Source organism: Brumicola blandensis (genome assembly GCF_031846165.1).
Lineage (GTDB): Bacteria > Pseudomonadota > Gammaproteobacteria > Enterobacterales > Alteromonadaceae > Glaciecola > Glaciecola blandensis.
In genome coordinates, this window is the sequence record NZ_JAVRIE010000002.1 from 470158 (window position 1) to 489312 (window position 19155).

At 43.9% G+C, this 19155-nt stretch carries 16 protein-coding genes; 4 read left to right on the top strand and 12 right to left on the bottom strand.

Annotated features, from left to right (window positions below):
- Positions 1–83 precede the first annotated feature (83 nt).
- From RM544_RS07280 to pilM, 5 genes are read right to left on the bottom strand one after another with little or no spacing between them, the layout of a single operon-like run.
- Positions 84–1847: a type IV pilus secretin PilQ gene (locus RM544_RS07280; protein ID WP_311361100.1), complete on the bottom strand. Its 1764-nt coding sequence runs from the start codon at positions 1845–1847 to the stop codon at positions 84–86.
- Positions 1840–2382, bottom strand: coding sequence for a pilus assembly protein PilP (locus RM544_RS07285; protein WP_311361101.1), 543 nt, complete (start codon positions 2380–2382; stop codon positions 1840–1842). Before RM544_RS07285 ends, RM544_RS07280 begins: the two co-directional genes overlap by 8 nt.
- Positions 2379–3002 (bottom strand): type IV pilus inner membrane component PilO, encoded by a 624-nt coding sequence (locus tag RM544_RS07290; protein WP_311361102.1) that lies wholly within the window; start codon positions 3000–3002, stop codon positions 2379–2381. The genes RM544_RS07285 and RM544_RS07290 overlap by 4 nt, the downstream gene beginning before the upstream one ends.
- Positions 3002–3601 carry a PilN domain-containing protein gene (locus RM544_RS07295; RefSeq protein WP_311361103.1) on the bottom strand — a complete coding sequence of 200 codons (600 nt, stop codon included), beginning with the start codon at positions 3599–3601 and terminating at the stop codon, positions 3002–3004. The genes RM544_RS07290 and RM544_RS07295 overlap by 1 nt, the downstream gene beginning before the upstream one ends.
- On the bottom strand, positions 3589–4653 hold the full coding sequence (gene pilM, locus RM544_RS07300; RefSeq protein ID WP_311361104.1) for a type IV pilus biogenesis protein PilM: 1065 nt from the start codon (positions 4651–4653) through the stop codon (positions 3589–3591). Before pilM ends, RM544_RS07295 begins: the two co-directional genes overlap by 13 nt.
- A 138-nt stretch (positions 4654–4791) precedes the next feature.
- On the opposite strand from pilM, the gene RM544_RS07305 reads away from it, so the two are divergent.
- A complete protein-coding gene (locus RM544_RS07305; protein WP_311361105.1) occupies positions 4792–7482 on the top strand; it encodes a penicillin-binding protein 1A in 2691 nt (896 codons plus the stop codon).
- A 72-nt stretch (positions 7483–7554) separates the two neighbouring features.
- Positions 7555–9252 (top strand): NAD-dependent malic enzyme, encoded by a 1698-nt coding sequence (locus RM544_RS07310; RefSeq protein WP_311361106.1) that lies wholly within the window; start codon positions 7555–7557, stop codon positions 9250–9252.
- A 43-nt stretch (positions 9253–9295) separates the two neighbouring features.
- On the opposite strand, the gene RM544_RS07315 is transcribed toward RM544_RS07310, so the two are convergent.
- From RM544_RS07315 to argC, 7 genes are all read right to left on the bottom strand, one after another.
- Positions 9296–9877: a sugar O-acetyltransferase gene (locus RM544_RS07315; protein WP_311361107.1), complete on the bottom strand. Its 582-nt coding sequence runs from the start codon at positions 9875–9877 to the stop codon at positions 9296–9298.
- Complete coding sequence (argA, locus tag RM544_RS07320) at positions 9878–11197, bottom strand: amino-acid N-acetyltransferase (RefSeq protein ID WP_311361108.1); 1320 nt, start codon at positions 11195–11197, stop codon at positions 9878–9880.
- A 2-nt stretch (positions 11198–11199) separates the two neighbouring features.
- Positions 11200–12585 carry an argininosuccinate lyase gene (argH, locus tag RM544_RS07325; RefSeq protein ID WP_311361109.1) on the bottom strand — a complete coding sequence of 462 codons (1386 nt, stop codon included), beginning with the start codon at positions 12583–12585 and terminating at the stop codon, positions 11200–11202.
- A gap of 12 nt (positions 12586–12597) precedes the next feature.
- Complete coding sequence (locus tag RM544_RS07330) at positions 12598–13821, bottom strand: argininosuccinate synthase (protein WP_311361110.1); 1224 nt, start codon at positions 13819–13821, stop codon at positions 12598–12600.
- A gap of 67 nt (positions 13822–13888) precedes the next feature.
- Positions 13889–14824: an ornithine carbamoyltransferase gene (locus RM544_RS07335; RefSeq protein ID WP_311361111.1), complete on the bottom strand. Its 936-nt coding sequence runs from the start codon at positions 14822–14824 to the stop codon at positions 13889–13891.
- Positions 14824–15651, bottom strand: coding sequence for an acetylglutamate kinase (gene argB / locus RM544_RS07340; RefSeq protein ID WP_311361112.1), 828 nt, complete (start codon positions 15649–15651; stop codon positions 14824–14826). Before argB ends, RM544_RS07335 begins: the two co-directional genes overlap by 1 nt.
- Complete coding sequence (gene argC / locus RM544_RS07345; RefSeq protein WP_311361113.1) at positions 15642–16682, bottom strand: N-acetyl-gamma-glutamyl-phosphate reductase; 1041 nt, start codon at positions 16680–16682, stop codon at positions 15642–15644. Before argC ends, argB begins: the two co-directional genes overlap by 10 nt.
- Before the next feature lie 410 nt (positions 16683–17092).
- On the opposite strand from argC, the gene RM544_RS07350 reads away from it, so the two are divergent.
- Entirely contained in the window at positions 17093–17503 is a 411-nt protein-coding gene (locus RM544_RS07350) for a methylglyoxal synthase (RefSeq protein WP_311361114.1), read from the top strand.
- Positions 17504–17659: 156 nt separating this feature from the next.
- The gene (locus RM544_RS07355; RefSeq protein ID WP_311361115.1) at positions 17660–19153 is read left to right on the top strand and encodes a methyl-accepting chemotaxis protein; all 1494 of its coding nucleotides are present in this window, start codon (positions 17660–17662) and stop codon (positions 19151–19153) included.
- Positions 19154–19155: the final 2 nt, after the last annotated feature.

A 19155-nucleotide genomic window follows, 5' to 3' on the forward strand; every position in this document is an offset into this window, starting at 1 on the left:
TGTGGATTAAAAAACGAAAAGAGCGACCACAGTATGGTCACTCTTTTCTCACAATATTTCAGCGCTTAATTTACACCTGCAAATTAGAATGATTCTTCAATAATTTTAGGTGTTACGAAGATGAGCAATTCACGCTTTTGTTCAATCGCAGTGGTCGACTTAAACAAGTTACCTACGAATGGTAAGTCACCAAGTAGAGGTACTTTTGATACGTCGTTAGTACTCACTTGTTGGAAAATACCACCTAATACAATCGTTGCACCATTTTCTACTAGCACTTGCGTACTAATTTCTTGCGTGTCGATTGCAACGGCAGGACCCGTTGATGTCGATACAGTATCACCTCGAGTATCTTGCGTCACAACTAAATTAAGAATAATTCGGTTGTCTGGAGTGATATGTGGCGTTACTTTCAAGCTAAGCACTGCTTTTTTGAAGGTTACCGACGTTGCACCACTTGATGTTGCTTGGACGAACGGAATTTCTGTACCCTGCTCGATGTAGGCTTCTTGCTGGTTAGCCACTGTTATACGTGGGCTAGCAATAATTTCACCTTTATTTTCAGATTCAAGTGCACTCAATTCTAAGTCCAAGATGTTGCCATCAATAAGGTCAGCGATCTGGAAGCCAATAGCACCCGCAGCACTTGATACCGGAAGGTTCACGTTCAAACGGTCACCGATATCAGGAACAATACCCTGGCCAGCAGTATCAGCACCAACAATTGAACCTGATGTAGACGTGTTGCTGCCACCCGCACCAGTGAATCCCCAGCGCACACCTAGCTGTTCATCAACATTGTCACGAACAGTCACCATACGAGACTCTATTAACACTTGCTTCACTGGAATATCTAGCGCTTCTATAACGCGACGGGCTTCATCTATGCTTTCTTGTGTATCACGAATCAGCAAGGTATTTGTTCTTGTATCTACAGTAACGTTGCCGCGTTGTGACAGAATACCACCGTCAGTCGACTTCAAAATAACTGCGATTTCATCCGCTTTTGCATAGTTGATTTCTACATTTGCAGACTTGAGTTCCGCCAAGTTCTGAACTTGTTGCTTTGATTGAAGCTGCTGCGTCTCTCTCGCTGTTAACTCTTCAGTTGGCGCGATTAACAAGATGTTACCTTCTAATCGTTTATCCAAACCGCGAATCTTTAAGATCATATCAAGTGCTTGGTCCCACGGAACGCCAGACAAGCTGATGGTGACATTGCCGTTGACAGTATCTGTCGTTACCAAGTTAAAGCCATTTACTTGAGCGATGATTTGTAGCACTTGACGTACTGGAACATCTTGGAAGTCTAAAGAAATCGGCTTACCTTCGTATACGGTTTCTTTAGCCTGAGCAACTTCTTCTTTGCTAAGTGGGGTGATAGCAATAACAACATCGTTGCCATCTTCCATTTTCTTCACTTTTACAACACCAGAGTACTTGATTTCAACTTTCGCTGTATCTTCTTCTTGGAAAGTTTCAATGCTACTCACTGCTGTGCCGAATTGGCTTACATCAACTTCAACATATTGGTCTTCAGCAAGCGCTGTACCTTTCATAGTCAAAGTGACTTTTCCTTTTGCTTCAACCACGTTCACTGAAGGTGAGTTGCCATCAAACCCGATAATCACATTACCTGTGGTAGCTGAACGATTGAAATCAATCTTGGATAAAGTCGCAGTGTTCGCTACCTGCGTTTCTCCGTCAGGGTCAACTAAATCGACTAATTTAGCAGGCTCTTGAGCTACAGCACCCAAGCTGACAATGGCTAAAACAAGCGCTAGAACCAATAACCAACTTGGTTTGTTGCTGTTTAGTCTCTTGTTGAAAATATATTTATCAGACATTATCATTTTCCCCAGTTATTGATGACATGGTTAATGTTGCTGTTTTCGTTTTCCAACAACCAGCACCGTCAGGTAACATTTCTTCAATAACCACTTCTTTATCCGTTATGTTAATAATTTTGCCGAAAAACAAACCAAGGTATTGGCCTTTTTTCGCCTTATGTAAACTGCCATCATTGGCTTTGATTAGAACCCACTTTTGACCGTTAATCGTAAAGACACCAGTCATTTGAAGTGCATCAATACCGTAAGCTTCTAGCTTCTGCTTAGGGCGTTGACGATTCGGCTGGGCACAGTTTGCGGTTTGCACTTCAACTGTTTGTGCCGATTCGTTTCTTTGCAGTAGGCGTTGAAAAGGGCTTCGTAAATCAACTGCGCCGTAATCAACCGGCTCCAGCTGAACAAACTCTGGGTACTCTTCAATGCTCACGTTTGTATTAGCTTTCACACTATCGGTGTAAGCCACTAAATCTTCGATTTGTGCACTACACGCAGCTAAGCTTGCAGACAATAAAAGCACGAGTGATTTTTTCATTTGTCACCCCCTTTTTTCTTGCCAGAATCGGCTTGCGAAGCTTGTGCTCGGTAAGTTCTGGCTTGCATTTTCAGACTTAATTGACCGTTTTTGGACGTAATGTCGAAGTCATGCAAAGTCACTATACGAGGTAGATTTGCAACATTCGATGTAAACATACCAAACTCATGATAGGTGCCTGCTACTTCTAACTGTATCGGCAATTCAGTGTAAAACTCTTTAGGATTTTCTTTTTGCCAATTCAGTACTTTAAAAGAAAGTCCCGCATCAGTACCTACGTAAGTAATGTCGTCAAGAAGCCCTGGTGTTTCGTTGCTAGTTGGTAAGGTTTTCAACATTGAAGAAAAGTCTTCTTGAATTCTCACTAACTGTTCTTCATATGCAGATAGATTGACCGCAATACGATATTTAGATTCGAAGGTGCCACGCAACTCTTCCTCTTTCATCTTTGCTGCATCCAACATAGGCAACTTGCTGCTGATGATTGCGTAGTAGCAAATAGCACCGACAACAATGACACAGAAGATAGCTACAACAGTCTTGATTTCTTTTGGCCAAATAGCCACTTGTTCGAAATCTAACTCGTTGATTTCCTTTAGTTTAGAAAAATCAAAAGCCATTATCGATTCCCCTTCTTCTTCGACTTCTCATCCGTTTCAACCACCTCAACCGGAGCGACCTTAGGAGTAATAGAAAATGTGAGTTTAAAATCGCTGACTGCATTTGTGGTGCTTACGTCAGCTGTGATTGAAGATAAGACACCGCTGGTGAATACTTCTGATTGTTCTAGGTTTCTCATAAATGAAGACAAACGGTTGTTTGACTCACTGATACCAATGATTTCAATGACATTGCCGTTGCGTGATAGCTTCTCAAAAGAAACGCCAGCAGGAACGATGCGCGCTAACTCGTCGAACACGATAGGTGATACATTTTTGCTCACCTGAAGTTGCTCAATAAGCGCCATGCGCTGTGCAATCTCACTTTTGGTATCTCGAATATCTTTGATGCGCTCAATTTGGCGATCTAACACTTCGATTTGTTGTGTTAAATAGTTGTTTCTTGAGTTTTGGTTTCTGATTTGTTGCTGAATTACTTCACTCAACATCCAAAAAATAGCCAATACAATGATAGAGATCACGACTAAAGAGCCAATGTATTGTTTTTTGTGGCGCTGACGTTGAGCTTCACGCCAAGGTAATAAGTTTACATGTGCCATTGCGAATAACTCCTACTTGCTAAACCCATCGCAATCGCTAACTGAGGTGCATATTTGTTGAGCCTTTCTGCATCAACACTGTCACCCATCGTTAAGTTGGAAAACGGATTAAAGGCTTCTACTTCAATACCAAGGTCTTTTGTCAATTCCTCAACTACAGAAGGCAAGACACCTGCACCCCCTGCTAATAATACTTTTTCAGGTTGTGCTTTGTGAGTAGTTGATGCATACATTTGTAATGCGCGCTGAATTTGTTGCTGAAGCGCAGATAAAAACATCGGTAAAGTGTCACGGAACCAAGACTCTGGTGCAGTTCCATCGGATATTTGGCTCTCAACTTCTTGAATATCCAAGGAATGAATCACAGCCAAATCTTGAACAAATTTATTCATGCCGAAGTTATGCTCTTTGCTATATATAACTTCGCCATCTTCCACAAAACAAACCTGCAACAAACTTGCACCAACATTAATGCAGCAAGTAGGGCGATCTTTGCGATGTGTAGCGAAGTTAACTAAAGAGTTACCAAGGGCGTAACCTTCGATATCCATCACGACTGGCTCATAAGGTGCTTCGCGAACTAAGGTGATACGACTATCGACCATGTCTTTGTGAGCAGCGCTTAGCAACACTTCTACTTTGCCGCTGTGCAACTTACTTTCACCTAACTCTTCGAAATCAAGGTATACTTCTTCCAACGGGTATGGAATTAAGCTATCTGCTTCAATTTCAATTTGACTCTCTAATTCGAAGTCAGTTTGGTTTGGATCCATAAAGACAACCTTACTTAAGACTGATGCGCCAGCAACGGCTATCGCGACATTCTTGTTTTTTGTCTTCAAATTAAGCTTGATTTTCTTAAGTGCTTTGCTTACTGCATCGAAATCCTTGATTTCTCGCTCATTAAAGGCGGACCCTACGATTGGTTCGCAAGCGAAAGCATTTACTTTAGTTACAGAACCGTTAACATCTAGGCATACCGCCTTGATATATTTTGTTCCGATGTCTAACCCGATAATACTTTGGGCTTTTTTCTTAAAAAGCGATTTCATTCAATAGTAGCTCTGTCGTAGTTCTAGTATCATAGGTACAAATAATACTGAAATTTTTAAACTGTATGGTTCTGTTAACGACACCTAGGTATAAAAATTGAGTGTTTTGGCCCAATTAATAAATGTGAAAACAATACCGTGAAGTTAATCAAGAGACTTATATTACTGACCATTATCTGCGCTTTTCTAGGTGTCATTAGCATCATAGGTATGTATTTTTATCTCAAACCGGAACTTCCTAGTGTCGAAGTTTTGCGTGAGGTAAAGCTACAAACACCTATGCGAATCTTCACAGCTGATGGCAAGTTAATCTCCCAATATGGTGTGAAAAGAAGAATACCTGTTTCCCTTGATGATGTCCCCGAGACCTTGGTACAGGCCTTGATCGCAACGGAAGATAGCCGTTTTTATGATCATATCGGCGTGGATCCAATCGGGGTTGTGAGGGCCTTTATCAACTTGGTTGTAACGGGGGAGAGAGGGCAGGGAGCGAGTACCTTAACCATGCAAATGGCTCGAGGATTCTTCTTGACACGCGAGAAAAAGTTTAGCCGAAAAATACGTGAATTATTTATTGCCTTACACATGGAACAAGAGTTAAGCAAAGAGCAAATTCTTGAATTATATCTAAATAAGGTTGAACTAGGTCATCGGGCATTTGGCTTTGGTGCAGCTGCGCAAGTCTATTATGGTAAAAACCTAAACGAGCTGAATCTTGCACAAATTGCAACTCTTGCGGGTCTGCCACAAGCGCCGTCAACCTTAAATCCTATCAGTCGTCCTGAGCGTTCGAAGGAGCGTCGTCGCATTGTGTTGTTGCGCATGCTAGATGAAGGCTATATTACACGTCAACAGTTTGATGAAGCTGCGCAAGCCCCTGTAAGTGCAAAGAAACATGGTGCTGAATTGGCTTTAGATGCACCTTATCTTGCTGATCTCATCTACAATGAAATGGTTGAAATTTACGGTAAGGAAATTGCTGAAACTAGCGGTTTTAATGTGTACGCGACAGCGCCATATGCAATTCAGAAGGCAGCGCAAGAAGCGGTAATACAAAATCTGCATGACTATGACGAAAGGCACGGTTACCGCGGTCCTTTAGCTCAGTTATGGCCTGCCTTACCGCCACTTGAAGTCGAACCGGTAAGTACTGAAACCCCACCTCTGGCGAACACAGAGAGCAGCCAAGATGCCTTGCTCGAGGACACGCCACGATTTAATCCAGACGCGTGGTCAGAAGAAAAAATCACAGCGTATCTTGATAGCGTGGAAGAAATTGCACCTCTCGTGCCAGCGGTTGTGCTAGCCGTGCAAGAACGCTCAGCAAGCGTCATTATAGCTGAGGGTGAACGTATTGAATTGACGTGGGACGGTTTAGATTGGGCTCGACCGTATATTAATGATCAAGCGCAAGGAGAAGACCCCGAACTGGCTTCAGATATCCTGCAAGAAGGTATGCTGATATATATCCGAAAGCGAGCTGAAGATGACGTGTGGCAACTCGGACAATTCCCAGATGCAAGTGGTGCCTTAGTCGCGTTGAATCCAGAAAATGGCGCTGTACAGGCCGTAGTTGGGGGTTATAGCTTCTATCACAGTCAGTTCAACCGCGCGACACAAGCGAAGCGTCAGGTGGGTTCAAACATCAAGCCTTTTGTTTACTCAGCCGCTATCGATAATGGCTACAATATTGCCAGTATTATTAACGATGCTCCTATAAATCAATGGGATGCGAGTTCGGGGGTTGCTTGGCGTCCACAAAATTCGCCAGCCATATATGATGGACCGATTCGTATGCGTGTCGCGTTAGGCATGTCTAAAAACGTTGTCTCTGTGCGTTTGTTACGAGGTGTCGGCTTAGACCAAACAGTAGACTATTTAACCCGATTTGGTTTCGACAAAGACGACATCCCTCGAGACGAAACGCTGTCACTCGGCTCGGGTTCACACACACCGCTAGAGGTTGTCACAGGCATTGCGACGCTAGCAAACGGCGGATTTGCGGTTCGTCCTTATTTTATTGATCGCATTGAAAATGATTTAGATGAAGTGATATGGCAGGCTAACCCGGTTCATGCCTGCGAACCGTGCATAAGCGATGAAAGCATACAAGAGAACGTCGAGCTCAGTGAAGAAGATATTGAAGCGCAATTGGCCGCTGAGTTTAACCAGTTTGGCGATACAAAGGGTGATCCAACGCAAGAAAAACGCTCAGCGGAGCGAGTGATTAGCGCACAAACGGCTTTTTTGGTCACCGAAATGATGCGCAGTGCGGTGCGTGCAAATGGTAACTGGAATAATAAAACCTATTGGTTGGGAACCGGTTGGCGTGCTAGAAACTTGCTACAACGAGAGGACATTGGCGGTAAAACAGGTACAACGAATGACTCGAAAGATACCTGGTTTAGTGGTTTTGCGGGTAATTTAGTAGCCACTTCCTGGGTTGGCTTTGATGATGCTTCGCGTCAATTAGGTAGAACTTCTCGCAACCAAAATCTGATCAATAAGAATCCTGAAAAATTTAACTGGATTGGTAACGCCATGATAGGGGTTGAAGACGGAGCAAAAGGCGCACAGCCTGCATGGATACGTTTTATGCAAGCAGTCTTGGAAGATAAGGACGAAGTCATTAAACAGATCCCAGATGGTATTGTGCGTGTTAGGATCGATCGCAAAACAGGCAAGCTTACCCGTCGTAATGACCATACTTCGATGTTCGAGTATTTCAGGGCGGGAACTGAGCCTACCACTTATGTGGTGGATGATGAGTTATCATTACCAATAGACGAAGAGAAGAAGAAACAACCTGAAATTGAAGAGATATTTTAAGTCATCGACGGTTGTTTTTTGACTTCGTACAACAATTACTATTAAACACACGGCAGATAAGAGAATTAACGAATGAGCGACAATCAAAGTCAGCACAATCATCTATATATCCCGCATGCGGGTCCCTCTCTATTAGAAACGCCACTTCTAAACAAAGGGAGTGCGTTTACTGAAAAAGAACGTAAAAGCTTTAATTTATTGGGTTTGCTTCCTCCACGCTACGAAACGATAGAAGAACAAGTATCACGGGCGTACAAGCAATACAAAGGCTTCGAAAACCCACTGAATAAGCACATTTACTTACGTGCTATCCAAGATAACAACGAAACCTTGTTCTATCGTCTGTTGCAGGCCCACATCGACGAAATGATGCCGATCATCTATACCCCAACGGTAGGCGATGCATGTGAAAGTTTCTCTGATATTTATCGTTCGTCGCGCGGCTTATTCATTAGTTATGAAGAGCGTCACTTAATGGACGACATTTTGCGCAATGCTACAAAGCGCAAAGTTAAAGTCATCGTCGTGACCGATGGCGAGCGCATTCTGGGCTTGGGTGACCAAGGAATTGGCGGAATGGGTATTCCTATCGGGAAGCTATCTTTGTATACCGCTTGCGGCGGTATCAGCCCAGCCTATACCTTACCTGTCATGCTAGACGTCGGAACGAACAATCAGAAACTACTGAATGACCCAATGTATATGGGGGCTAGGCACGAGCGTATCAGCCAAGAACAGTACGATGAGTTTTTAGATATGTTTATATCTGCTGTGCAAAGACGTTGGCCAGAAGTCATGATCCAGTTTGAAGATTTCGCTCAGCCTAATGCGATGCCTTTACTTCAAAAGTATCGTTCAAATGTGTGTTGTTTCAATGATGACATTCAGGGAACCGCGGCGGTGACATTGGGCACTATCCTCGCTGCGTGTCGCGTTCGAAACGCTAAGCTATCCGATATGAACGTAGTCTTTGTCGGTTCTGGCTCGGCAGGCTGTGGTATTGCAGAAATGTTGGTCCAGCAGATGGTCTTTGAGGGTCTGTCCGATGCTCAAGCGCGTAGACATGTTTTCATGATTGACCGCTTTGGTCTATTAACCGAAGGTATGGAAGGGCTGCGTGATTTCCAAGCCGCCTTGCAGCAGCCCAAAGATGCCTTAAGTGACTGGAGTTATAGTGGTGAGTACGCGTCGCTACTAGATGTTGTTCATTGCGCGAAACCCGATATTCTCATTGGTGTGTCTGGACAACCCGGTTTGTTTACTGAACAAGTTATTACAGCGATGGCGCAATCGTGTGAGAAACCGATTATCTTTCCATTGAGTAACCCATCTCGACAAGTTGAAGCACGTCCAGAGCAAGTGATTGAATGGACTGATGGGAACGTAGTCATTGCAACGGGCAGTCCATTTAAGCCGGTGGCTTATAAAGACAGAATATTCCCGATAGCACAATGTAATAATTCTTATATCTTTCCTGGTATTGGTTTGGGTGTCATTGCTTCTAAGGCGCGTATCATTAGTGATGAAATGTTAATGGCAGCGAGCAATGCACTTGCCGATGCGTCGCCGATGGTGAGCGATCCGAATGGAGAGTTGCTACCGCCATTGACTGAAATCGGAAGACTGAGTCGAAAGATAGCTTTTGCTGTTGCCAAGGTGGCTATGGCTCAAGAGTTAGCACTGACTATCCCTGATGAGCTTCTTGAACAGCGTATTGAAAATAACTTCTGGAAAGCCGAATACCGCCCTTACAAACGTGTGAGTATCTAAGCAGCGTTTTCTTGGTTTGAATAAAGAATGAAGCGACTAGGGCCTAGTCGCTTTTTTTATGCGTTGAATCTATGGTTTTTATAACGGAGGCGGGGACACCAGCAACGACCGTATTGGCCGCGACGTCCTTATTGACCACTGCACCGGCCGCAATGACCGCGTTATCGCCAATAGTCACACCGTCTAGAATCTTAGCCCCCATCCCTATCCATACCTTGTTACCAACAGTAATCGGATTGGCTGTTTCCAAACCCTTTGTTCGTTTGATGGGATCCAGTGGATGAGTCGCTGTTGAAATGAGTACGCCAGGCGCAATCATGACGTCATCGCCAAAGCTGACTTGGGCACCATCTAAGATAACTAACCCGTGATTGGCATAGAAGTTCTTACCCAATTTGATGTTATAACCGTAATCACAATAAAACGGTGGCTCTATCCATGCGCCAGCATATGTACCGACCAGTCGTTTAATTAGTGCACGGCTACCTTTTCTGTCAGTAATATCAAAGAGGTTAAATTCATGACAGAGGGCTTTTGCGCTTTCTCGGTCTGCAAATAATGCTTTGTCGCTAGGGAAATACTCCATACCCTGCAACATCTTTTCTTTTTCGCTTAAACTTGTCATTTAGTTTGGAAACAATGACAGCATGAACACTTTGCTGTTACGTGTGAAGTTGTACATTTCTTTTTTCCCAGCGGGTAAGTCTTCGATGTGTTTTTCCTCAAAGCCTTGCTCAAGGAACCAATGGCCTGTGACGGTTGTTAATACAAACACTTTTTGTAAGCCACTCAGTATGGCCTTTTTACGGATTTCGTCCAGTAGTCTTTCACCCCGATTAGCACCTCGATAATCATGATGCGTGGCAACACATGCTAATTCCCCGCAAGCATCTTCAGGATATAAATAAAGTGCAGCACATGCGATGATCATTCCGTCTCGTACGATTATCGTGAACTTATCAATTTCCTGTTCTAAGCGTTCGCGAGAGCGCTTAACTAAGGCACCGCTCTCTTCTAATGGCTTTATTAGCTTTAAAATCCCGCCAACGTCGTCGATCGTCGCCGTTCTAAGTTGCTCATAATGATTTTGTAGTACCAGTGAACCCGCGCCATCGCGAGTGAAAAGTTCCTTTAGCAGCACGCCATCGGTCTTGTAATTCACACAATGTGCCCGTTGAACACCGGCTTCAACCGAAGCCAACATCGCTGTTAGGCAGGTATCTTCTGCAACAATGTTGCCTAGGGCGACTTCCTTTTTCATTGTGTTGAGTTCAGTGGTTCTCAGAAGCTTGCCGCTTTTATTAAAAATACCGTCTGATTCAGAAAAGGTAATGATTTTGTCTGCTTTTAGGGCAATTGCAGCCTTGGTAGCAACGTCTTCGTGCGAGAGATTAAATACTTCACCGGTAGGAGAGTAACCCATGGGCGAGAGAAGCACGATAGAACCATCGTCTAAGTGATCATTCAGGCCTTGAACATCAATTCTGCGCACGACGCCAGTGTTTTCAAAATCAACGCCATCTTGCACACCGTATGGCTTGGCTACCACTAAATTGCCTGAGCAAACTCTTATTTGAGATCCGTGCATGGGTGAATTAGGTAAACCCATTGTGAGCAGAGCTTCTATTTGGCTTCGTAAGCTGCCAGCAGCATCTTTAACACATTCTAAGGTCTCTTTGTCTGTTACCCGAATTCCGTCTTTGAAGCGAGAGGCCTTATTATGAATGGCCAGACGCTTCTCAATTTGCGGACGAGCGCCATGTACGATTACCAATTTTACGCCCAAGCTATTCAACAAGGCGATATCCTGAATGATCTTCGCAAAGTTCTCAGACTCAATGGCTTCACCACCGAACATGATCACAAAGGTTTTGCCTCGATGCGCATTGATATAGGGGGCAGAGCTTCTAAATAGACGAACGCTTTCAGAATCAGATAAGGCCATACCTAGTCATCCAATTGATCGAGGCGTTCTAGTTCAACATAAAGTGCTTGAGTGACGAGCTCCTTGTTGGTGCCGCCGAGCACATTACGCTTGTTCAAGACTGACTCAAGTTCTAGCATTGGGTAGACATCTTCGTCGATTTGCTCGTGAATTTGCTTTAACTGTTCCAAACTAAGATCTTCTAGCGCTTTCTTTTCACTGAGGGCGAGTACCACGGCTTGCCCAGAAATGTCGTGCGCTGTTCTAAATGGGATCCCTTTTGCGACCAGATAGTCAGCAAGTTCAGTGGCGTTTGCGTAGCCTTGTTGCGCGGCTTGTCTGCAACGTTCTTCATTTAACGAGAGGCTATCTAATACTTCCACTGCAATACACAAACAAATATGCCATTGGTTAACGCTATCAATAGCGCCTTCTTTGTCTTCTTGCATGTCTTTGTTATATGCCAAAGGCAGCCCTTTCATGGTAACCAGCAAGGCTTGTAAATTACCAAATACACGGCCGCATTTCCCACGCATGAGCTCAAGAGCATCAGGATTCTTTTTCTGCGGCATTAAAGAAGAACCCGACGTAACTGAATCGCCAAGTTGTAAGAAGCCTGCTTCTCCACTGTTATAGAAAATAAGATCTTCTGCCATACGTGAAAGGTGCATCATGCTTGTGCTGGCATTGAACAGCAATTCCAACACGAAATCACGATCTGAGACTGCGTCTAAGCTGTTTAAACAGGGCGAATCAAATCCTAATTGTGCTGCGATTGAGTGCCGATCTACTGCGAACGTGGTGCCAGCTAGCGCGCCGGAACCCAAAGGACATTGATTAAGCCGCTTTTGCAGGTCTTCAATTCGACTCACATCACGTTTTAGCATTTCAACATAGGCTAAACACCAGTGTGCAAAATAAACGGGCTGAGCGCGTTGCAAATGTGTATAGCCAGGAATGATCGCATTTTCATGACGAGCAGCTACTTTAAGTAGAGCGCGGATTACCTGTAAACAATCTGTTTTCAACGAGCTTAAATGTGAACGACACCACAATCTAAAGTCGGTCGCTACCTGGTCATTTCGGCTACGACCAGTATGTAGTTTTCTACCGATATCGCCCAACTCAGCAGTTAGCGCGGCCTCTACAAAACTATGAATGTCTTCTTCAGGAGAGTTAGCAAAGTCTAATTCGCCATTTTCAGCTTTCTGTTTTAATGCATTAAGCGAATCTTCAAGTTGTTGTTGCTCACTATCGCTTAATACACCAGCTTCTTTGAGCGCACGAGACCAAATAATTGAACCCCAAATATCTTCCACCGCCATAACGTAATCAAACGGTAAAGAATCATTCACTTGTTTGAACATATCACTGCTTCCAGCTTGGAAGCGACCACCCCATAATGCCATTATGTTTGTCCTTTACCCTTGTTGTTTGAGTGCTTTGATTCTGCTAGAGAGGCTAAACAAACGAATGAAGCCTTCGGCATGACTTTGGTCATATACATCGTCCGCGCCGAAAGTCGCAAAGTCTTCAGAATATAAGCTGTTAGGCGACTGTCTTTGTACAACCGTTGCTTGTCCTTTGTATAGTTTAATGACGATCTCACCGGTGACGAGTTTGGCAAAGCTTTCAGCGCCCGCGAGCAATGAATCATTTAATGCAGTAAACCAGCGTCCGTCATACATCACATGCGCGAATTCCAGACCAATTTGTTCGCGGTATTTTAGTGCTGATTTATCAAGCACTAGGCTTTCAAGCGCTTTATATGCTTTCATCATCACCGTGCCGCCCGGTGTTTCATAGCAGCCACGAGATTTCATGCCTACTAGGCGATTTTCAACAATGTCAATTCGACCAACGCCATGAGGTGCAGCAAGGGTGTTCAATTCAACTAAAGCTTGATAAGGCGATAAGGCCTTGCCATTAACATGAGTCAAACGACCCTCTGAGAAGCTCAAAGAAACCCTTTCTGGTTTATTTGGTGCATCTTCCGGATCCGTGGTCATTGTCCACACTTGTTTAGTGGGTTCACACCATGGGTCCTCTAATTCGCCACCTTCGTGTGAGATATGCCAAGCATTCGCATCGCGGCTATAAATTTTGGTTGCAGATGCGGTTGTCGCAATATTTCTACTGGCGAGGTAATCGAGTAAGTCTTCACGCGATACCATGTCCCACTCACGCCATGGCGCGATAACTTGCAGGTCAGGCGCAAGTGCAGCAAAGGCCCCCTCGAAACGGACTTGATCGTTCCCCTTACCTGTACAACCGTGGCTGAGCGCGTCTGCTCCCACTTTTCTGGCAACTTCCACTTGTGCTTTGGCTATCACAGGGCGAGCCATAGATGTACCCAGCAAATATTCACCTTCATATACCGCACCCGTCATTATGGTCGGATAGATAAAGTCACGCACAAACTCTTCTTTCAAGTCGACAATATGACATTCACTTGCACCAGAGGCGATTGCTTTGTCATGAAGCCCTTCTAGCTCTTCATCGCCTTGACCAACATCAGCAGCAAATGCAACGACTTCACAATCATAGTTTTCTTTTAGCCAAGGCATAATTGCAGAAGTGTCTAAGCCACCTGAATATGCAAGTACCACTTTCTTTATTTGATTTTTGTTGTTGCTTAAAGCCATTTCTCTTCCTCAATACGAACCCTAAATAGGCTCAACTTACTTTATTCTATAATTTATGCGTTCAACATTACGCTAGGGTGACACCGCCGATCAAGCTAGCGAGTATCGCATTTTGCGCATGCATTCTGTTTTCTGCTTGTAACATAAGTAATGATTGCTCACTGTCCATCAAAGAGCCGGTAATTTCAAGATCTCGGTGGGCTGGTTGGCAGTGCATTACATAGCTTGCGCCGGCTTTTTTCATTAAACGTTCATTTACTTGGAACGGAGCAAACTTTTCTTTTATTTCTGACAAAGGTGTATCATCGCCCATTGAAAGCCACGTATCGGTATACAAAATATCGGCCTGTCCTAATTCTTCAATGGAATTGGCAATAGTTAAATCAACACCATTCTCATAGGCCAATTTAGCAGCATGTTTGGCGATTTTAGATGATATTTCGAAGCCTTTTGGAGTAATGACAGTTTGATTGACACCTAACAAAGCGCCTACAATCAATAGTGAATGAGTCACATTGTTGCCATCACCGATATACGCCATGGTTTTGCCTTTTAACTCACCGAGTTTTTCGTGCATCCCAAGATAGTCGGCAAGTGCCTGACATGGATGGTATAAATCGCACAGGGCGTTGATGACTGGTATATTTGCCCCTTTCGCCAAATCGACTAAGGTTTGATGCTCGTATACGCGAGAAACGATAGCATCTGCCCAACATGCTAAATTTGCACCGACGTCTACTGGATCTTCTCGATCTTTTAAAGGGGAGCCTTGGCTATCTACATACACTAAATGACCGCCTAATTTGTTCACGCCGATATCAAAACTCACACGCGTTCGTAACGACGGTTTTTCAAAAATCGCAACAACCGACTTACCAGCGAGTGGCTTTCCATATTTCTCAGGATATTGTTTTAAATCAAGTGCTAGTGCGAGCAGGTTTTGCATAGATTGCGGTGACCAATCGCTAAAACTCAATAAATCTTGCATGGTATTGTCCTTCATTATTCATTAACTCCCTTTGCGGGTAAGATCTGTGTACCAGTATTTAGGCCGCATTCTGCGTTTTGACCTTGGGCTTCCTTTAGGTCTGCTAGCAACTTGCTCACTTCAGACCAACTACCAATGGTGACGGGCTTATGTAAGGTATTTGCAGCTTCTTGTGCCGCTTTCACTTTTACTACCATACCGTCAGCAATGACTCCGTTAGCAGTAAGTTCGCTAATCGTTTGATGATTGAGTTGTGTGATACGATTTTTTTGTGCATCTAAAACGCCTGCTACATCGGATAGCAAAAACAAGTCGGCATAAAGTAAAGAAGCGACGCAGGTGGCAGCTTGATCCGCATTCACATTAAACAAACGTCCTTCATTATTGCTACCGATAGAGCAAATAATAGGCGTTAGATTGGCATGCATTAGTTGGTGTAAGAGTTTTGCACTTTTAGGATGTGGATAACCAACGGCACCCAGCGTGCTATCTACTTCCGTGCAATGAGCTAAATTACCGTCACACAAGGCGATACCTACACCGGACAGCCCATGCTGCATTGCCATGCAAACCAATTGCTTGTTGAGCGTGCCTGCTAAAACACCTGCTACTGCGGGCATTTGTTCGTCTGGTGAAATACGTAAGCCATTGTGTTTTTTGGATTCAAAACCTAAGGCCGTCAACTGGGTTTGCAGTTGTGAGCCTCCGCCATGCACGATAGCGATGTTGTATCCCTGTTTTTTGAGTTCAGAAACCGCCTTGAAAAAAGAGCTTTGGGCCAGGGTATCTTCAAAGAAATTACCACCGACTTTAAGTACGATGTTGGTTGAATTTATGTCCATGAGCTAATGAGTCCAGTCTGGGAAGGGAAGTCAAAGGCTAGGTTTGCACATTGCACAGCTTGAGAGGCAGCGCCTTTCAATAAGTTATCTATCGCTGAAGAGACGACTAAGTAACCACTATCTTCGTCGAACTTCCAGCAAATATCACAGAATGGTGTGTTTGCAACGTCATCTACTTTTGGCCATGAATTACGGAGCCGAATGAGTGCCTTGTCGGCATATTGCTTTTCATAAGCCTGCGCCACTTGAGTTGCAGAGATACCCTCTTTTAATGCGACCGTGACAGTGGCTAGAATACCTCGCTTAAACTGCCCTAGATGAGGCGTGAAGATAACTTGAGTTTGTGCATAATTATCTATTTCAGGTGTGTGTCTGTGGCCCAGCACGCCATAGGCCTGTAAACTCACTTCATAAAAGCTAGTCGTTGCACTCGGTTTTTTACCCGCACCACTGACACCTGAGGTCGCATTGATCACCGGACGATGTCCCGGTTTTACTAAATTTGCGTCACTGAGTGGTTTTAATGCCAAAAGAGAGGCGGTTGGATAACAACCAGGGACAGCAATGAGTTTTGCTTGTTTAATTTCGTTTTCATACCATTCAGCAAGACCGTAAACCGCCTTTTTTTGCACTTCAGGGTGTTCATGTTGGAACCCATAGTACTTGGCGAATACCGATGCGTCGGGTAAGCGAAATGCGCCAGAAAGGTCGAATATTTTGGCGCTACCTTTTAACAAGGCGGCAGCCCAGTCATGACTTGCTTCATGTGGCGTGGCTAAAAAAATAGCATCGTAGGTATTGGCGAGTTCACTTAAACGTGCGGGGGCAAGTTCCTGCATCTGCAAACGATGTTTAGACCCTAGACCTTGGCCACCCAAAACCGCATGCACCTCACCGATAAGTTTGTTGGCGTCGCTGCTGCCTTGTGAGACAAAACAAGCAGCCAAGTCAAACTCTGGATGCTGATGAATAATTTTAATAAGTTCAGCGCCGGTATAACCACTAGCACCGATAACACAGCTTGATAACATAATTGAGTCTTAAAATATGGAGAAAAAATTCCCTCACTTCCAACCCATATTTATATAGCATTGGAAGTAAGAGACGAACGTCGACGAGGGCGTCTTACATTAGCACTAATATCGTCGACCGCGTATTGCATCACAATACGAGGGAGGGTTAATTAATTTTATTGGTTTTAATAAAAATTTAATATTAATCACAGTCACTTTGTAAACTCGATTGGTAAGGATGAAACATAGTTCATCGCCAGAATAACTTAACTTTGTGTAGAGTAAATCATTATGAATAAATATTCAATAAAAATGTATAATTAATCTCTTTTGCAAGCTGGTCGAATTTTTATATCGTTGTCGTCACAATTATATTATGCTGAAAATATAAGCATGCTCGTCATTAGACCAACAAGGTAAGATCAAAAATGCCAAATAAAACAATAGCATTAGTAGCACATGACCATAAAAAGCCTGATTTAATTGCATGGGCGAAAAAGAATAAAATGCATCTTGAGAGCCTCGATCTCGTTGCTACGGGCACAACGGGTGGATTGCTGACAAAAGAAGTGGGTTTACATGTTCGGTGTTTTAAAAGTGGGCCCTTAGGTGGGGATCAACAAATTGGTGCCTTGATTGCAGAGCAGGCGCTGGACGTACTGGTGTTCTTTTGGGACCCCATGAATCCAGCGCCACATGATCCAGACGTTAAAGCTTTGCTTAGACTTTGTTCTGTATGGAATGTACCAGTAGCATGTAATTTAGCAACGGCTGATATGATAATCAGTTCACCGCTATTTCATGACCCCGATTTTAAGCCGGAGTTACCTCGATACTGAAAAAGTGGTAGAAATTTTCAATTAATATGCGATTCTGTCGATAACCTGTTACAGACCCCATAAAAAAGCGAGCTGTTGCTGACATCGCCACTTACTTGAAATTTGAGTAAACTTGATGACAGCAAGGCACAATCTTATGTATTGGAAAAGCGAATTATGAACGCAGAAAAACACTATACATGGACACTTCAGGCACACAAGATATTTAGATGGATATTGGTCGTCCAATTTGCCATTGCTGTCTTAATTGGATTTATTACTAATGATCTGCTCACACCATTTCTGATTGGTATTCCGATCATTGCGCTCCCTATATTTCTTAGCATCACACAAGCCCATTCGGCGCTGAGCAGGCACGTCATCGGAATAGCAACACAGCTTATGACTGCGCTACATATTCAGCAAGCGTATGGCATGACTGAAATGCACTTCGAAGTGTTCGTTGTCCTTGCATTTCTGATTTTCTTCCGTGATTGGAAGGTGGTTGTTTCCAGTACATTGACGGTTGCCGTTCACCATATTTTGTTTTTCATTATCCAAAGCCAAGGTGGTGGTGTCTTTATCTTCGAGGCGAACCGCGTTTTCTTTTACATTCTCGTCATCCACGCATTGTTTGCTGTTGCAGAAGGCGTGGTCATGGGGGTTATGGCACATCGCAGTCATAATGAAGCGATTGCCTCAGACATACTGCGTAAATCGGTACTTCGCATAACTACCGACTCGGGTCAGTTCAATTTACACAGCTCCAATGTAGTTGAGCATCCGATGTTAAGTGATTTTAATAGCATGATAATGGGCTTCAAAGCGCTTATTGATAAGGTAAATGCCGTCGGCGTCAAACTCAACCAAGTTGTTGAAAAAGTCAAACGTTCATCGGATGACCTCGAGAACTCTGTTGATGAGCAGAACAACCAGGTCAGTACGATATCGACGGCAATGCAAAATATCACGGCGAGCATCGGTGATGTTGCTAGCTTATCTCAAAGTGCTAATCAAATAGCAGAACAAGCAAGAGAAAATACAGGCGAAACACGTCGGTCTATTGATGAGTCTGGTAGCAATATTGCACAGTTAAAATCAACGCTACAAACAACGTCTCAAGCCATAGGCGATTTGAGTGCTAAATGCACCAACATTTCCGACGTGATGCAGTCAATTAAATCCGTAGCCGAGCAGACGAACCTGCTGGCGCTTAATGCTGCAATAGAATCGGCCCGTGCGGGTGAACATGGCAGAGGCTTCGCTGTGGTCGCAGATGAGGTACGTAACTTAGCTATCAAATCGAAAGAAAGTGCCGAAGAGATAGAATTGATTACCAGCCAGCTAACTGAAAGTGCAAATCACTCTGTTACCAATATGGACGATTGTGTGCTTATGGTGGAAAGAGCAGTTGAATCATCTACCGAGGCCTCTGGCAATATGGCGTCTGTACTTAAGGGCATTAATGAGGTGAGTGACAATGTTACGACGGTAGCAGGTGCTGCAACCGAGCAGGCCCAAACGTCTGAGTCAATTAGCTTGTCCGCTGAAGAGTTATACCAAATGTTTAGTGATGAAAAGCTGCAGGTTCAAAGTTTGAAGGATGAGGTGAATGATTTATATATACTTGCCGGCGAGTTAAGTGAGCAACTAAAACACTTTAAAGTATAGAT

Coding starts and splice junctions, on each gene's coding strand:
- RM544_RS07330 (WP_311361110.1), bottom strand. CDS start 13,821: ATGGCTTTAAGCAACAACAAAAATCAAATAAAGAAAGTGGTACTTGCA.
- RM544_RS07290 (WP_311361102.1), bottom strand. CDS start 3,002: ATGGCTTTTGATTTTTCTAAACTAAAGGAAATCAACGAGTTAGATTTC.
- argA (WP_311361108.1), bottom strand. CDS start 11,197: ATGGCCTTATCTGATTCTGAAAGCGTTCGTCTATTTAGAAGCTCTGCC.
- argH (WP_311361109.1), bottom strand. CDS start 12,585: ATGGCATTATGGGGTGGTCGCTTCCAAGCTGGAAGCAGTGATATGTTC.
- RM544_RS07280 (WP_311361100.1), bottom strand. CDS start 1,847: ATGTCTGATAAATATATTTTCAACAAGAGACTAAACAGCAACAAACCA.
- RM544_RS07285 (WP_311361101.1), bottom strand. CDS start 2,382: ATGAAAAAATCACTCGTGCTTTTATTGTCTGCAAGCTTAGCTGCGTGT.
- RM544_RS07350 (WP_311361114.1), top strand. CDS start 17,093: ATGCCAAATAAAACAATAGCATTAGTAGCACATGACCATAAAAAGCCT.
- RM544_RS07315 (WP_311361107.1), bottom strand. CDS start 9,877: ATGACAAGTTTAAGCGAAAAAGAAAAGATGTTGCAGGGTATGGAGTAT.
- argC (WP_311361113.1), bottom strand. CDS start 16,682: ATGTTATCAAGCTGTGTTATCGGTGCTAGTGGTTATACCGGCGCTGAA.
- pilM (WP_311361104.1), bottom strand. CDS start 4,653: ATGAAATCGCTTTTTAAGAAAAAAGCCCAAAGTATTATCGGGTTAGAC.
- RM544_RS07295 (WP_311361103.1), bottom strand. CDS start 3,601: ATGGCACATGTAAACTTATTACCTTGGCGTGAAGCTCAACGTCAGCGC.
- RM544_RS07335 (WP_311361111.1), bottom strand. CDS start 14,824: ATGAAGGACAATACCATGCAAGATTTATTGAGTTTTAGCGATTGGTCA.
- RM544_RS07310 (WP_311361106.1), top strand. CDS start 7,555: ATGAGCGACAATCAAAGTCAGCACAATCATCTATATATCCCGCATGCG.
- argB (WP_311361112.1), bottom strand. CDS start 15,651: ATGGACATAAATTCAACCAACATCGTACTTAAAGTCGGTGGTAATTTC.
- RM544_RS07355 (WP_311361115.1), top strand. CDS start 17,660: ATGAACGCAGAAAAACACTATACATGGACACTTCAGGCACACAAGATA.